Genomic DNA, 14,492 nt, shown 5'->3' on the forward strand with positions numbered 1-14,492 from the left:
GCGATGCCGAGCCGCTGGCCCATGCCGAGCGAGAAGCCCTTGGAGCGCCGCTTCGCCACCTCCTGGAGGCCCACCACGCCCAGCACCTCGTCCACCCGGCGGGCCGGGATGCCGGCCAGCTGGGCCAGCGACAGGAGGTGGTTGCGGGCGCTGCGGCCGCCGTGCACGGCCTTGGCGTCGAGGAGCGCGCCGACCTGCCGGGGAGCGTTCGGCAGCCGCCGGAAGGGGTGGCCGCCGATCGTCACGTGCCCGGCCGTGGGGGTGTCCAGGCCGAGGATCATGCGCATGGTGGTCGACTTGCCGGAGCCGTTCGGACCCAGGAAGCCGGTGACGACGCCCGGCCTCACCTGGAAGGAAAGGTTGTACACGGCCGTCTTCGCGCCGTAGCGCTTGGTCAGGCCGACTGCCTCGATCATTCTCCAGCCCCATCGACGGCTCGGTGATGTGCGATCGGGGGCAGGACGGCGCGCGCGGCCGCGCGGCCCCCGTACGAGTCAGGAGCTTATCGAGCCGTTGACGGTTCCCGCGCCCGTGATTCGAGACCGAAGCGAAACCTCGGGGAGAAATCCGGGACGCCCCCGAGGGGGCCCGGGGGCGGACCCCCGGGGGCCGGGCTCCGCCCCGGGGTCGCGGCGGAGCTCCGTCCCCAGGGCCGCGCGTCCGCCCTCAGGCGTCCCGCCGCTTCAGCACCAGGTAGCCGCCGAGCAGCGACGCCGCCACCCAGAGCAGCATGATCCCGAGCCCGCCCCACGGCCCGTACGGCGCCTTCTCCGAGCCCAGCGCGTCCGGCACCACCTGCATGATCTTGGAGCCCGCCTGGTCCGGGAAGTACTTCGCGACCTCCTTCGCCTTCGGCACCGCCGACAGGATCTGGGAGATCAGGAAGAAGAAGGGCACCAGGATGCCGAGCGACAGCATCGAGGAGCGGAGCATCGCCGCCACGCCCATCGAGAAGACCGCGATCAGGCCCATGTAGATCCCGCCGCCGACCACGGCGCGCAGCACGTTGTCCGCGCCGATCGTCGTCCGGTGCTCGCCGAGCAGCGCCTGGCCGAGGAAGAACGACAGGAAGCTCGTCACCAGGCCGACGACCAGGGCGAGCACCCCGGCCACCGCGATCTTGGAGAAGAGGAAGGTGGCCCGCTGCGGGACGGCCGCCAGCGAGGTGCGGATCATGCCCGAGGAGTACTCGGTCCCCACCACCAGCACCCCGAAGACCACCATCGCCAGCTGGCCGAGGACCATCCCGGAGAAGCTGACGAAGGTCGGGTCGAAGGTCGCCCGCTCCAGCTCGGACAGGTCGTCGAAGGTCGAGTTCAGGACCGCGGAGAGCGCGGCGCTCATCGCCACGGTGACGATCAGCGCGGACGCCAGCGTCCAGATCGTCGACGAGACGGTCCGGATCTTGGTCCACTCGGACTGGAGGACCGCGGGTACCGCCGCCATGCTCAGACCCCCTCGCCGCTCTGGTCGCTCCGGCCCGCCTCCGCGTTCCGCGCGGGACCCCAGCCGGAGTCCGCGCCCCACGCGGGGCCGGGCGCGGCCGGCTCGCCGCCGCCGTGCACGTCGGTGCCGTGCGCGTGGTACTCCACCGCGCCCGCCGTCATCTGCATGAAGGCCTCCTCCAGGGAGGCGCGCTGGGCGCTCAGCTCGTGCAGCGTCAGCCGGTGCGCCGCCGCCAGCTCGCCCAGCTTCTCGGTCGAGGCCCCGTCGACTTCCAAAGTGCCGTTCCCGGCCTCGATCACCACGAGACCCGCCTCGTGGAGCACGTCCCGCAGCCGTTCCTGCTGCGGAGAACGCAGCCGGACGAAACTCCGCGAATTCTGCTGGATGAAATCCGCCATCGACGTGTCGGCCAGCAGCTTTCCCTGGCCGATCACGATCAGATGATCCGCCGTCAGCGCCATTTCACTCATGAGATGGCTGGAAACGAAGATCGTTCTTCCCTCGCCCGCGAGGGACTTCATCAGATTGCGGATCCAGTGAATTCCCTCGGGGTCCAGACCATTGACGGGTTCGTCGAACATGAGGATCTCGGGATCGCCGAGCAGCGCCGACGCGATCCCGAGCCGCTGGCCCATCCCGAGCGAGAAACCCTTCGACTTCTTCCGGGCCACCGCCGTCAGACCCACCAGGTCGAGCACCTCGCCCACCCGCTGCTCGGGGATCCGGTTCGACTGCGCCAGACAGAGCAGGTTGTTGTAGGCCGAGCGGCCGCCGTGCATCGCCTTGGCGTCGAGCAGCGCCCCGATGTACTTGAGCGGCTCGTCCAGCTCCCGGTAGTGCCGCCCGTCGATCCGCACCGTCCCGCTCGTCGGGTTGTCCAGATCGAGCATCATCCGCATCGTCGTCGACTTCCCCGCCCCGTTGGGCCCCAGGAAGCCGGTGATCATGCCCGGCCGGACCTGGAAGGAGAGATGATCGACCGCCGTCTTCGTCCCGTACCGCTTCGTCAGCCCCTCTAGCTCGATCATGCGTACCAAGCTAAAGGCGCGCGAAACCCCCCGCCACCGGAGTGACGGGGGGTTTCCACGGGGTCGTGCGGGGCGTCGCGCCCGGCCTCGGCGGGTCTGCCGGTGCCTCAGCGGGTCTGCTGGGCCGGAACGCCCGCGGAGCGGTCCTCGTCCAGCGGGGAGCCGGCGGCGGCCACCGCGGCACCGGTCAGCGTCGCCAGCATCTCGCGGACGTTGGTCAGCTGCGCGTTGATGGAGTCGCGGCGGTTGGTGAGCGCCGCCAGCTCGCGCTCCGATTCCGAACGGATCCGGTCGGCCTTGGCGTTCGCGTCGGCCACGATGTCCTCGGCCTGGCGCTGCGCGGTCTCCACCGTCTGGCGGGCCCGGCGCTCGGCGTCCGTACGGAGCTTCTCGGCCTCCAGGCGGAGCTGCTCGGCGCGGTGCTCGATCTCGGCCAGGCGCTTCTCGGCCTTGGCCTGACGGGAGGCCAGGTCGCGCTCGGACTGCTCGCGGCGCTTCGCCAGGTTGGTCTCGAAGTCCGCGGCGGCCTGGGCGGCCTTGGCACGGGTCTCCTCGAAGAGGGCGTCCGCCTCCTCGCGCTTCGACTGCGCGTCCTTCTGCGCCTCCGCCCGCAGCGAGTTCGCCTCGCCCTGCGCCTTCTCGACGATCCGGACGCCCTCGTCCTCGGCCTTCGACTTGCGCTCGGCGGCGAAGGACTCCGCGTCGTTGCGCACCTGCTGGGCGGCCGACTCGGCCAGCTCGCGGTGCTGCTCGGCGGCGCGACGGGCCTCCTCGCGCAGGTCCTTCGCCTCCTCCTCGGCGAGACGGAGGATCTTCTCGACACGCGCGCCGAGACCGGCGTACGACGGCTCCGCGTCGCTCACCTGCGCCTGGGCGTTCTGCGTTTCGAGGTGGAGCTCCTCGATGCGCTTCTCCAGGGAGGTGATCCGGGCCAGAGCACTGTCACGGTCGGCGACCAGCTTGGTAATGCGGTCGTCCACCTGACCGCGGTCGTAACCACGCCGCACGAGCTCGAAGCCGAAGGGGGAGGATGTGTCGCTCATGGGGTTCCTGTCGAATGAGACCGGTGAGGTGTTAGAGGGAATCCTAGGGGCCGAAGCGGCGTGTCATCGAGCGTATGCCCGTTTGATCTGGAGAATGTCCAGCCTTTTGAGTGGCTAGCCGTCCTGGGACTTGCCACTCGAACGAGTGGAACCCGAGGAAGCGCCCGCCTTGAGTCCGTCCTTCGTCCCCGCGGACGGAGTCTCGAAAGACTCCAACGCCTCGAGAACGTCCTGGACACGGGAGATCTCGGCATTGATGTCGGTACGACGCCGGGTCAGGACCTCCAGCTCGCGCCGGCCCTCCTGGACCAGCCGGTCCGCCTCGGCCTCCGCCTCCGCCTTGATCCGCTCGGCCTCCGCCACCAGCGAACTCTTCTTCTGCTCGGCCTCCTTCAGCAGCGTGTCGGCCTTCCGCACGGCCGCGATCCGGACCTTGCTCGCCTCCGAACTCGCCTCCGAGACCATCTCCTTGGCCTTCTCCTCCGCCTCGGCCCGCTGCTCCTCCGCGGCCTTCACCAGCTTGTCGACCCGCTCGCCGGCCGTCTTCATCTGCTCGGCGGACTCGCGCCGGGCCCGCTCGTGCAGCTCCTCGATCTCGCCCTCGATCCGGCCCCGCAGCTCCTCGGCCCGCTCCCTTATGGCGGTCGCGTCCTGCCGGGCCCCGACCAGGAGTTCGTCCGCGTCGGTCCGTGCCTTCTCCACCAGAGCGTTGCCCTCGACCGTCGCCTCGGCGACGATCCGGTCCGCCTCCTTGCGGGCGGCGCCGACCATGGTGTCGGCCTGGGTCTCGGCCTCGGCGGTGGCGCGCAGCGCCTCCTCCTGGGCCTTGGCGATCAGCTGGTCGGCCTGCTCGGCCGCGTCCGCGCGCTTCCTCGCGCCGGCCTCGCGGGCCTCGTCCAGCGTCCGGTCGGCCTCCGCGCGGGCCTCCGAGCGCATCTGCTCGGCGGCCGCCTCGGCGTCCTCCTTGACCCGCGCCGACTCCGTACGGATCCGCTCGGCGTCCTGACGGGCCGACTCCAGCGCCGTGGCGCCGTCCGTCCGCAGCCGCTCGGCCTCGCCGGCCGCGTCCGCGATCGTCCGCTCGGCCTCGGCCCGGGCGTCGGCGGTCACCGAGTCGGCCAGCTCGCCGGCCTCGTCGGTGATCCGGCCCGCCTCCGCCGTCGCCTCGCCGACCAGCGCGTCGGCCTGCTCGGCCGCGTCCTGGCGGCGCTTGTCGGCGGCCTGCCGGGCCTCGTCCAGGATCTGCTCGGCGTCGGCCAGGGCCGCCGTCCGCAGCGCCTGGGCGTGCGCCTCGCCGTCCGTCTTGACCTGCTCGGCCTCGCTCCGCAGCCGCGTCGCGTCCCGCTCGGTGGTCTCCCGCAGCTCGGCCGACTCCGCCGCGATCCGCTCCGCCTCGGCCGTCGCCTCGCCGATGAGGGCGTCGGCCTGTTCGGCGGCGTCCTGGCGGCGCTTGTCGGCGGCCTGTCGGGCGTCGTCGAGGACCTGGGTGGCTTCGGTGGTGATGCGTTCGGCTTCGGTGGTGGCTTCGCCGATGAGGGTGTCGGCCTGTTCGGCGGCGTCCTGGCGGCGCTTGTCCGCCGCCTGACGGGCCTCGTCCAGGACCCGCTCGGCCTCGGCGCCGATCCGGCCCGCCTCGGCCGTCGCCTCGCCGACCACGCCCTCGGCCTTCTCGGCCGCCTCCGAACGGATCCGGTTGGCGTCGTCCCGGGCGTCGGCCCGGGTGCGGGCCGCGTCCTGCTCGGCCGAGGCCAGCGCGTCCGTCGCCTCGGTGCGCATGCGCTGGGCGTACTCGGCGGTGTCCGTACGGAGCTTCTCCGCCTCCGCGATCGCGTCCCCGACGGTCCGCTCGGCCAGCGCCTTCGCCGCCTCGGACTCCTCCTGGGCCCGCGCCCGCGTGCGGGCCGCGTCCTCAGAGGCCCGCTCCCGCTCCTCGTGCGCGTCGGCGCGGACCCGGTCCGCCTCCTCCTGCGCCTCGGTCCGGGTCCGCTCCGCCGCGTGCTCCGCGGCCGAGCGCAGCCCGGCGATCTCCTCCTCGGCCTGCTCGCGCAGCCCGGCGACCGAGTCGCGGACCTCCTGCGCGGTCTGCGAGGCGGCGCCGACCATCTCGGTCGCCCGCGCGTCCGCCTCCTCGACCAGGCGCTGTGCCTCGGCCTGCGCGTCCTCCACCCGCTTGCGGGCGGCGGCCAGGAGCTCCTCGGACTGCTCGCGGGCGTGCTCGCGCTCCCGGCCGGCCTCGGAACGGGCCGACTCCAGCGTCTCCTCGGCCTCCCGGCGGCGCCGGACGGCCTCCTCCTGCGCGGCGGCCAGCGCCTCGGCGGCCTCGGCGGCCACCCGCTCGGCGGCGGCCGCGGCCTCCGCCCGCACCCGGTCGGCCGTCTCCTGCGCCTCGGAGCGCAGCCGCTCGGCCTCGCTCTCCGCCTCGGAGGTCAGCCGCTGCGCGGTCGCCTCGGCCTCGGCACGGGCCGCCGACGCGTCCGCCGAGGCCTCCGACCGCAGCCGCTCGGCCTCCTGCTCGGCCTGCTCCGACAGGCTCCGGATCCGCTCGGCGCCCTCCGCGCGCAGCCGCTCGGTCTCCTCGGCGGCCTCCCGCCGGATCCGCTCGCCCTCGGCCCGGGCGTCGGTCAGCTCCCGCCCGGCCGCCGCGACCTTCGCCTCGGCGTCGGTGTGCAGCCGGGTCAGCTCCTCGGCGGCCTCGGCGCGGCGCGCCTCGGCGGCCCGCTCGGCCTCCGCGCGCAGCTCGGCGGAGGCCTTCTCGGCGGACTCCCGTACCGCCTCGGCCTGCTCCTCGGACTCGGCGCGCAGCCGCTCGGCCTCCGCGCGGGTCCGCTCCAGGGTCTCCTCGGCCTGGGTGCGGAGCGTCTGGGCGCGCTCCATCGCCTCCGACCGGACCTTCTCGCTCTCCGCGCCGGCGCTGGAGCGCAGCTCGTCGGCGTCGGCCTTCGCCTTGGCCAGCAGCTCCTCGGCGGTCTTCGCCGCCTCCTCGATCTGCTGGACGGCCTCGCGGCGGGCCTCGCCGCGGATCCGCTCGCCCTCGGCGATCGCCTCGGCGCGCAGCTGCTCGGCCTCGCCGCGCAGCCGCCGGGCCTCCTCCTGGAGCTCGACCGTCTTGGCCCGGTACTCCTTGGTGTCGTCCTTCGCCGAGCCGAGCAGCTCGTCGGCCTGCTCCTCGGCGCGCGAGCGCAGCCGGTCGGCCTCGGTCTCGGCCTCGCGGCGGATCCGCTCGGCCTCCTCGGAGGCCTTGCGGGTGGTCTCGGCGGCGTCCTCCGAGGCCTTGCTGAGGATCTCCTCGGCGCCCCGGGCGGCCTTGGCGAGCGCGGCGGCCGAGTCCTCGGCGGCGCTGGCGCGGGCCTTCTCGGTGGCCTCGGCGAAGACCTTCTCGGTGTGGGCGGTGGCCTCGCGGAGCTTCTCCTCGGCCTCGGCCTTGAGCTGCTCGGCCTTCTCGGTGGCCTCGCCGACGAGGCGGGCGATCTCCGACTTGGCGGTACGGGTGCGCTGCTCGTTGACGGAGTCGGCGGAGGCCAGCGTCTTGGAGGCGGACTCCTTGGCCTCCGCGAGGGCCTTGTCGGCCTCGGCGCGGGCCTGCCGCAGCTTCTCCTCGGCCTCCTGCATCCGCTGCTCGGCGGCGCGGGTCAGCTCGGTGGCCTGGCGGCGGGCCTGGTCGGTCTCGGCGACGGCGGAGGTGCGCAGCTGCTCGGCGTGGCCGGTGGCCTCCTGGGCCTGGGTGGAGGCGGCCGTCATCAGCCGCTCGGCGTCCTTGCGGGCGCGCAGCAGAATCGCTTCGGCCTCGGCGCGGGCGGCCTCCGCCTCGGCGCCGACGCGGCGGCCGGTCTCCTCGGAGAGGCGGGTGGCCTCGGCCCGGGCTGCGGTGATCGACTGCTCGGCCTCGGCGCGGGCCTCGTCCATCAGCCGGCGGGCCTGGGACTCGGTGCGGGCGCGCAGCTGCTCGGCCCAGGCCACGTTCTCGTTGACGTGGGCCTCGACGGTCTGGCGGCGCTCGTTCAGCTCCTGGTCGAGCTGCTGGCGGCGCTGCACGGCCTCGTTGTGGAGCTCGGCCTGGAGCCGGGCCTGGTGCTCGGCGTGCTCCTGGAGGATCCGCTGGGTCTGCGCCCGGGCCTCGCGCAGCTCCCGCTCGGCGTCCTGGCGGAGCTGCTCGGCCTGCGCCTGCGCGTTGCGCAGCAACTGCTCGGCCTGGTACCCGATGTCCGCGCTGTCGTAGGCGGGACGGGACGCGATGGTCCGCCGCGCCTCGTGGAGCTTGGCACGCAGCACCTCGACCTGGTACCCCAGGTCCTCGGCGTGCTGGACGGCCTTCTCTCGCTCCTTCTTCAGCCGGTCCATCTCGGCTTCGAACCGCGAGAGATGGTCGTCCTCAGCCCGGTGGCTCTCCTGCCGTTCGTAGCCCCGCACCGCGCGGTCCATCCTTCCCCGAGCCCTGCGAGCGGGGGAGACCCCGACCCCTGGTCGCGACGTTCCGACGAGCACCGTTCACCCGACAGAACGGCCCCCCGGGGAATCGTGGCAGATCGGACGACCCCGACATCCCGACTACGGCGCCGCGCGAAGCGGCCCCGACCGGCCCCGGCCCGGAGCCGCCCACTCTACCGGGCCGGGAATACGGAGGTCAGTGCTCCGCTGAGGAGTGGTCGGTGGAAGGGGGCGCGGAGGTGACGAGTTCGGTCAGGACGCCGTGGCAGTCCTTGGGGTGGAGGAAGGTGATCCGGGAGCCCATGGAGCCGGTCCGGGGCTCGTCGTAGAGGACCCGGACGCCCTTGCCGCGGATGGCCTCGGCGTCCCCGTCGACGTCCGCGGTGCCGAAGGCGATGTGGTGGACGCCCTCGCCGTTCTTGGCCAGCCACTTGCCGACCGCCGAGTCCTCGCGGGTGGGCTCCAGGAGCTGGAGGTAGGAGGCGCCGCCGTCGTCCGTGGCGTTGATCCGCAGCATGGCCTCGCGGACGCCCTGCTCCTCGTTGACCTCCGAGTGGTAGACCTCGAAGCCGTACGTGGCACGGTAGAACTCGACGGTCTTGTCCAGGTCGAAGCAGGCGATCCCGATGTGGTCGATACGCGTCAGCATGGCTCCAGTCCACCCTGGCGGGGGTGGTTACGCAACGTGCGCGCCGTCACACCGGCAGGCCGGTGACCGCGCGCCGCACCGCTCAGTACATTGGCGGTAAACCCTCGTTCACTCCTCATCCCAAGGGGCTGTGCCTCATGTCTGGAACGACCGGTACCACCTCAGTGATCGTCGCGGGCGCCCGCACGCCCATGGGTCGTCTGCTCGGCTCGCTCAAGTCCTTCTCCGGTGCCGACCTCGGCGGCTTCGCCATCAAGGCGGCCCTGGACCGGGCCGGCATCGGCGGCGACCAGGTGCAGTACGTGATCATGGGCCAGGTGCTGCAGGCCGGCGCCGGTCAGATCCCCGCCCGCCAGGCCGCCGTCAAGGCCGGCATCCCGATGAACGTCCCCGCCCTCACCATCAACAAGGTGTGTCTGTCGGGCCTGGACGCCATCGCGCTCGCCGACCAGCTGATCCGCGCCGGTGAGTTCGACATCGTCGTGGCCGGCGGCCAGGAGTCCATGACCAACGCCCCGCACCTGCTGCCGAAGTCCCGCGAGGGCTTCAAGTACGGCGCGATCGAGATGCTCGACGCGATGGCGTACGACGGCCTCACCGACGCCTTCGAGAACATCGCCATGGGCGAGTCCACCGAGAAGCACAACACCCGCCTCGGCATCGACCGCGCCTCCCAGGACGAGATCGCCGCGCTGTCGCACCAGCGCGCCGCCGCCGCGCAGAAGAACGGCGTCTTCGAGGCCGAGATCACCCCGGTCGAGATCCCGCAGCGCAAGGGCGAGCCGGTCGTCTTCTCGAAGGACGAGGGCGTCCGCGCCGAGACGACCGTCGAGTCCCTCGGCAAGCTCCGCCCCGCCTTCACCAAGGACGGCACCATCACCGCCGGCACCTCCTCGCAGATCTCCGACGGCGCCGCCGCCGTGGTCGTGATGAGCAAGGCCAAGGCGGAGGAGCTCGGCCTGGAGTGGATCGCCGAGATCGGCGCCCACGGCAACGTGGCCGGCCCCGACAACTCGCTCCAGTCGCAGCCGTCCAACGCCATCCGGCACGCCCTGGAGAAGGACGGCCTGACCGTCGACGACCTCGACCTGATCGAGATCAACGAGGCCTTCGCCGCGGTCGCCGTACAGTCCATGAAGGACCTCGGCGTGTCCCCGGAAAAGGTGAACGTCAACGGCGGCGCCATCGCGCTCGGCCACCCGATCGGCATGTCCGGCGCCCGTGTGGTGCTCCACCTCGCCCTGGAGCTCAAGCGGCGCGGCGGCGGCGTCGGCGCGGCCGCGCTCTGCGGCGGCGGCGGCCAGGGCGACGCGCTGATCATCCGCGTGGCCGGCAAGTAAGCACTTCCGACAGGAGAAGGCAGCATGGTGGACGTCCCCGCACTGGTCGCCCAGGCACGGGAGGGCAGGCCGCGGGCCGTGGCCCGGCTGATCTCGCTCGTGGAGGGGGCGTCCCCGCAGCTGCGCGAGGTGATGGCGGCGCTGGCCCCGCTCACCGGCAACGCCTACGTGGTGGGTCTGACCGGCTCGCCCGGCGTCGGCAAGTCCACGTCGACCTCGGCGCTGGTGACCGCGTACCGCAAGGCCGGGAAGCGGGTCGGTGTGCTCGCGGTCGACCCGTCCTCGCCGTTCAGCGGCGGCGCGCTCCTCGGTGACCGGGTCCGGATGTCGGAGCACGCCTCCGACCCGGGCGTCTACATCCGCTCGATGGCCACCCGCGGCCACCTGGGCGGCCTCGCCTGGGCCGCCCCGCAGGCCATCCGGGTCCTCGACGCGGCCGGCTGCGAGGTGATCCTGGTGGAGACCGTCGGCGTCGGCCAGTCCGAGGTGGAGATCGCCGGGCAGGCGGACACCTCGATGGTGCTGCTCGCTCCGGGCATGGGCGACGGCATCCAGGCCGCGAAGGCGGGCATCCTGGAGATCGGCGACGTGTACGTGGTCAACAAGGCCGACCGGGACGGCGCCGACGCCACCGCCCGCGAGCTCAACCACATGCTGGGCCTCGGCGAGGCCCGGGGCCCCGGTGACTGGCGGCCGCCGATCGTGAAGACGGTCGCGGCGCGCGGCGAGGGCGTGGACGAGGTCGTCGAGGCCCTGGAGAAGCACCGGGCCTGGATGGAGGAGCACGGGGTCCTGGCGGAGCGCCGCAAGGCCCGGGCGGCCCGCGAGGTGGAGACCATCACCATCACGGCGCTGCGCGAGCGGATCGGCGACCTGCACGGGGACCGGCGGCTCGACGCGCTGGCCGAGCGGATCGCGACCGGCGCGCTCGACCCGTACGCGGCCTCCGACGAGCTCCTGGCGAGCCTGACCGGCAACTGAGCGCCGGAACGACCGGAACGACGGAGAAGGGCCTCCCCGGACGGGGAGGCCCTTCTCCGTGCATCCGTCAGGTCACGGCTTGCCGCGCTTGCCGCGCAGCCGCTCGGCGATCGGCTTGAGCGACTCGTGGAGGTCGCCGAGCGCCTCGGGGGAGAGCCGGTCGATGAAGTGGTCGCGGACCGACTCCACGTGGTGCGGGGCGACCTTGCGCATGGTCTCCATGCCCTCGTCGGTGAGCACCGCGTAGAGGCCGCGGCGGTCGGACTCGCAGTTGACCCGCTGGACCAGGCCGGCGTTCTCCATCCGGGTGATCTGGTGGGAGAGGCGGCTCTTGGACTGGAGGGTGGCGGCGGCGAGGTCGCTCATCCGGAGCCGGCGCTCGGCGGACTCCGAGAGGTTGACGAGGATCTCGTAGTCGTTCATGGTCAGGCCGAAGGGCTGGAGGTCGCGCTCCAGCTGGTGCGTCAGCATTCGCTGGACGTCGAGGAAGGTGCGCCACGCGCACTGCTCGGCGTCGGTGAGCCAGGGGGTGGCCGTCTCGGTGTCCATAGAGTGGATTCTACCTAAGAAGTTGAATACTTGACGAAATCTGCGGGGTGACGCACGGCACCCGCCGGGCCGGCCGCGGTCCCCGCGCGGCCGTTCGAAGGCGTCACGCTCCGCAGACTACCGCTCACAGCCCGAAGCGCCGCTGCAGGTCTCCGAGCTGGCCGGGAAGGCGCGGTACCGCCCCCTGCACCGCCTGGCCGGAACCATGCGTACCACGCCCGCCCGGTACCCCCGCCTGCGCCGGCGGCGCGCCGATCGCCCGCTCCGCCATCAGCAGCTCCGTCGACTGGAGCAGCACCGTGCCCGCGCCGACGAACTCGAACTGGTGCTCCTCGCCCGAGGAGCCCCCGATGCCGGTCAGGGCGCGTACGCCGCCCATCACGCCCGTCAGGTAGGCGTGGTCGTAATGGTGACAGGGGGACGGGCAGTCCGCCCAGCCGACCAGCGCCTGCGGGTCCACCCGCAGCGGCGGCTCCATGAAGACCACCGGACCGTTGGACGCGGCCACGAACTTCCCGGTTCCGATCAGCGTCACGAAACCCGGCACGATCGACTGCTTCAGCGCCAGCGTCGGCTGGTAGGCCAGCAGGTTCCCCGAACGGATCGTCAGATTGCCCTCGTCCAGGTCGTACGAGTTCACGTCGAAGGCCCGGTCCGCGAGCAGCATCTTCCCCGAGCCCTCGGCCACCACCCAGTCGCTCGCGTGCAGCGGCGAGTGGAAGGACGTGCGCACCAGCCGGTCGAGCCGCCCGTGCCCGATCCCGTTGAACTCGATCCGCCCGTAGTAGGCGATCATCTTGCCCTTCTGCAGGAACCACTGGGAGCCCTTGAGCTCCACGCAGAAGGTGTACGGATTGACGTTGTCGTCCGACGGCAGGGTCTGTGGATCGTGGATGACAGGGGTGCTCACAGCTTCTCCTCCGACGCCTGGACGTACACCGCACCGCTGCCGCTCAGCTCCAGCTGGAAGGCCTCGCCCGAGCCGCGGCCCACCATGTCGCGCCAGCCCAGCGCCGTCGAGAGCTTGTTGCGGACGTCGCCGTGGTGGGCGACGTACGCCTGCGGGTCGACGTGGACGGGGCGGCCCGGGGTGATAGGCAGCTCGATGACCCCGCCGTGGGCCATGACCGCCACCGAACCGTGGCCCTTGAGGGTCGTGGTGAAGAGGCCCTGGCCGGTGACCTGGCCGCGGACCATGCCCATGACCCCGCCCTGCGAGCCCATGAACATGGTGCCCTGCTCCAGGGTGCCGTCGAAGGCGAGCAGCCGGTCCGCCTCCACGTACAGGGTGTCGCCGCTCAGCGCGATCACCTGGATGTGGTGGCCGCCGTGCCCGAACATCACCGTGCCGCTGCCCTCCACGGTCATCAGCGGCGTCGCCTCGCCGGCCACCCGGCGGCCGATCATCGACATCAGACCGCCCTGGCCGCCCGCCGTGTTCGGCGTGAACGTGACGTCCCCGCGGTACGCCAGCATGGCGCCGCGCTGGCTGAAGAGGCGCTGCCCGGGGACGACGGTCGCCTCGATCATCTTCGAGTTGATCTCGCGGAAGGGCACTAGACGTCGCCTCCGATCGTGTTCCGCTCGCTCGGCTGGACGTAGACGAGCCCGTCGCCCTCGAAGCGGATCTGGAAGGCCTCGCCGCCGCCCTCGCCCAGCAGGGTGCGGAAGGTCACACCCGACTGGAAGTGCTGCTGGAGGTTGCCCTGGTGGGCGACGTACGCGCCCGGGTCGACCGACAGCGGGTACTGCGGGGTCACCCGGAGCACCACCGCCGGGCCGTCGGACACGATCGCGGCCTGTCCGGTGCCCTCCACCGTGGTGGTGAAGAGGCCGTTGCCGGTCGCGCCGCCGCGCATGCCCGTGAAGGTCGTGCCGGTGCGCAGCCCGGCGTCGGCGCAGAGCAGGTTGCTCGCCTCCACCCACAGCTTGTCGCCGTGCAGGTGGACGAGGTTGATCTCGGAGGCCCGGTCGGCGAACCAGCAGGTCCCCTGGCCCTTGACCTCCATCACCTCCATCTGTTCCCCCGTCAGGCGGCGGGTGACCATGCCGCGCAGGCCCTCCCCGCCGCCGCTCATCTTCTTGAACGCCATCTGCCCGTCGTAGGCGACCATCGAGCCGTTCTTCGCCTTGACGGCGTCGCCGGTCATCGTCACGGCGAGCACCTTGCTGCCTTGGAGTCGGAACGTAGCCACCGGTCGAAGGTAGCGGGGACCCGGATAAAGAGACAGCAAAGTCGCCGTGCACAATGGACCGACGCTTGTGCGCCGATTCACAAGATCGCCCGCCCCTTCCCGAAGGTGACCCCGTGGACATCAAGACCGCTTCCTCCCTCCACCGGCTCCGGCTCGTCTCCGCGCCCGAGGCCGTGTCGTTCCTGCTCCTGCTGGTCTGCTCGGTGCTCAAGCGGACCACGGACTTCAACGCGGTCCCGGTCATGGGCGCGGTCCACGGCATCCTCTTCGTCCTCTACGTGCTCTTCTGGCTGGACGCCTGGAACCGCACCAAGTGGAGCCTCGGCACCGCGGCCGTCTACTTCCTGCTCTCCGTCGTGCCCTTCGGCGGCTTCTTCGCCGACCGCAAGCTGAAGCGCGAGGCGGAGGCCGCCGTCATCGCCTCCCGCGCCCGCGCCGAGGCCTCCGAGGGCAAGGTGAACGCGTGATCGTCGCCTTCTCCGTCACCCCGCTCGGCGTGGGCGAGGAGGTCGGCGAGTACGTCGCCGACGCCGTCCGCGTCGTCCGCGAGTCCGGGCTTCCGAACCGCACCGACGCCATGTTCACGTCCATCGAGGGGGAGTGGGACGAGGTCATGGACGTCGTGAAGCGGGCCGTCGCGGCCGTCGAGGCGCGCGCCCCGCGCGTCTCCGTCGTCCTCAAGGCCGACATCCGGCCCGGTGTCACCGACGGCCTCACCGCCAAGGTCGAGACGGTGGAGCGCCACCTCGGCGGCTGAGCCCGCCCCGCCCGAGCCCCTGGCCGCCCGGCCAGGGGCTTTGTGCTGCCCGGCGGAACTTTGAGCGGGTGCTCAACAT

14 protein-coding genes are annotated in these 14,492 nt (G+C 72.3%); 4 read left to right on the forward strand and 10 right to left on the reverse strand.

Annotated elements, in window-relative coordinates:
• From AB0E19_RS17215 to mce, 6 genes are all read right to left on the reverse strand, one after another.
• Positions 1-416, reverse strand: a 416-nt coding sequence (locus AB0E19_RS17215; protein ID WP_362180012.1) for an ATP-binding cassette domain-containing protein, incomplete at its 3' end; no start/stop codon positions are given.
• Between the two features lie 250 nt (positions 417-666).
• Entirely contained in the window at positions 667-1,446 is a 780-nt protein-coding gene (locus AB0E19_RS17220) for an ABC transporter permease (RefSeq protein WP_362180015.1), read from the reverse strand.
• Between the two features lie 2 nt (positions 1,447-1,448).
• A complete protein-coding gene (locus AB0E19_RS17225) occupies positions 1,449-2,474 on the reverse strand; it encodes an ATP-binding cassette domain-containing protein (RefSeq protein WP_362180018.1) in 1,026 nt (341 codons plus the stop codon).
• 107 nt (positions 2,475-2,581) lie between these two features.
• Positions 2,582-3,517 (reverse strand): cellulose-binding protein, encoded by a 936-nt coding sequence (locus tag AB0E19_RS17230; protein ID WP_362180021.1) that lies wholly within the window; start codon positions 3,515-3,517, stop codon positions 2,582-2,584.
• Positions 3,518-3,631: 114 nt separating this feature from the next.
• Positions 3,632-7,924 (reverse strand): polarized growth protein Scy, encoded by a 4,293-nt coding sequence (gene scy, locus AB0E19_RS17235; protein ID WP_362180025.1) that lies wholly within the window; start codon positions 7,922-7,924, stop codon positions 3,632-3,634.
• A 214-nt stretch (positions 7,925-8,138) separates the two neighbouring features.
• On the reverse strand, positions 8,139-8,591 hold the full coding sequence (gene mce / locus AB0E19_RS17240) for a methylmalonyl-CoA epimerase (protein WP_362180028.1): 453 nt from the start codon (positions 8,589-8,591) through the stop codon (positions 8,139-8,141).
• Between the two features lie 137 nt (positions 8,592-8,728).
• On the opposite strand from mce, the gene AB0E19_RS17245 reads away from it, so the two are divergent.
• Positions 8,729-9,931, forward strand: a complete 1,203-nt coding sequence (locus AB0E19_RS17245) for an acetyl-CoA C-acetyltransferase (RefSeq protein ID WP_362180031.1) — start codon at positions 8,729-8,731, stop codon at positions 9,929-9,931.
• A 24-nt stretch (positions 9,932-9,955) separates the two neighbouring features.
• Positions 9,956-10,912 carry a methylmalonyl Co-A mutase-associated GTPase MeaB gene (gene meaB, locus AB0E19_RS17250; protein WP_362180034.1) on the forward strand — a complete coding sequence of 319 codons (957 nt, stop codon included), beginning with the start codon at positions 9,956-9,958 and terminating at the stop codon, positions 10,910-10,912.
• Positions 10,913-10,984: 72 nt separating this feature from the next.
• Here the strand turns inward: meaB and AB0E19_RS17255 are convergent, their stop codons facing one another.
• From AB0E19_RS17255 to AB0E19_RS17270, 4 genes are all read right to left on the reverse strand, one after another.
• Entirely contained in the window at positions 10,985-11,461 is a 477-nt protein-coding gene (locus tag AB0E19_RS17255; protein WP_360602069.1) for a MarR family transcriptional regulator, read from the reverse strand.
• Positions 11,462-11,585: 124 nt separating this feature from the next.
• Positions 11,586-12,371: an AIM24 family protein gene (locus AB0E19_RS17260; protein WP_362180038.1), complete on the reverse strand. Its 786-nt coding sequence runs from the start codon at positions 12,369-12,371 to the stop codon at positions 11,586-11,588.
• Entirely contained in the window at positions 12,368-13,018 is a 651-nt protein-coding gene (locus AB0E19_RS17265; protein WP_362180041.1) for an AIM24 family protein, read from the reverse strand. The genes AB0E19_RS17260 and AB0E19_RS17265 overlap by 4 nt, the downstream gene beginning before the upstream one ends.
• Positions 13,018-13,656, reverse strand: a complete 639-nt coding sequence (locus AB0E19_RS17270) for an AIM24 family protein (protein WP_362180044.1) — start codon at positions 13,654-13,656, stop codon at positions 13,018-13,020. The genes AB0E19_RS17265 and AB0E19_RS17270 overlap by 1 nt, the downstream gene beginning before the upstream one ends.
• Positions 13,657-13,769: 113 nt before the next feature.
• Here AB0E19_RS17270 and AB0E19_RS17275 point away from each other — a divergent pair, with 113 nt between their 5' ends.
• Positions 13,770-14,123 carry a DUF3817 domain-containing protein gene (locus tag AB0E19_RS17275; RefSeq protein ID WP_362180046.1) on the forward strand — a complete coding sequence of 118 codons (354 nt, stop codon included), beginning with the start codon at positions 13,770-13,772 and terminating at the stop codon, positions 14,121-14,123.
• A complete protein-coding gene (locus AB0E19_RS17280; RefSeq protein ID WP_360602059.1) occupies positions 14,120-14,413 on the forward strand; it encodes an MTH1187 family thiamine-binding protein in 294 nt (97 codons plus the stop codon). The genes AB0E19_RS17275 and AB0E19_RS17280 overlap by 4 nt, the downstream gene beginning before the upstream one ends.
• The last annotated feature ends 79 nt before the right edge of the window (positions 14,414-14,492 follow it).

Source organism: Streptomyces sp. NPDC047974, from assembly GCF_040653375.1.
Taxonomy (GTDB): Bacteria; Actinomycetota; Actinomycetes; order Streptomycetales; family Streptomycetaceae; genus Streptomyces.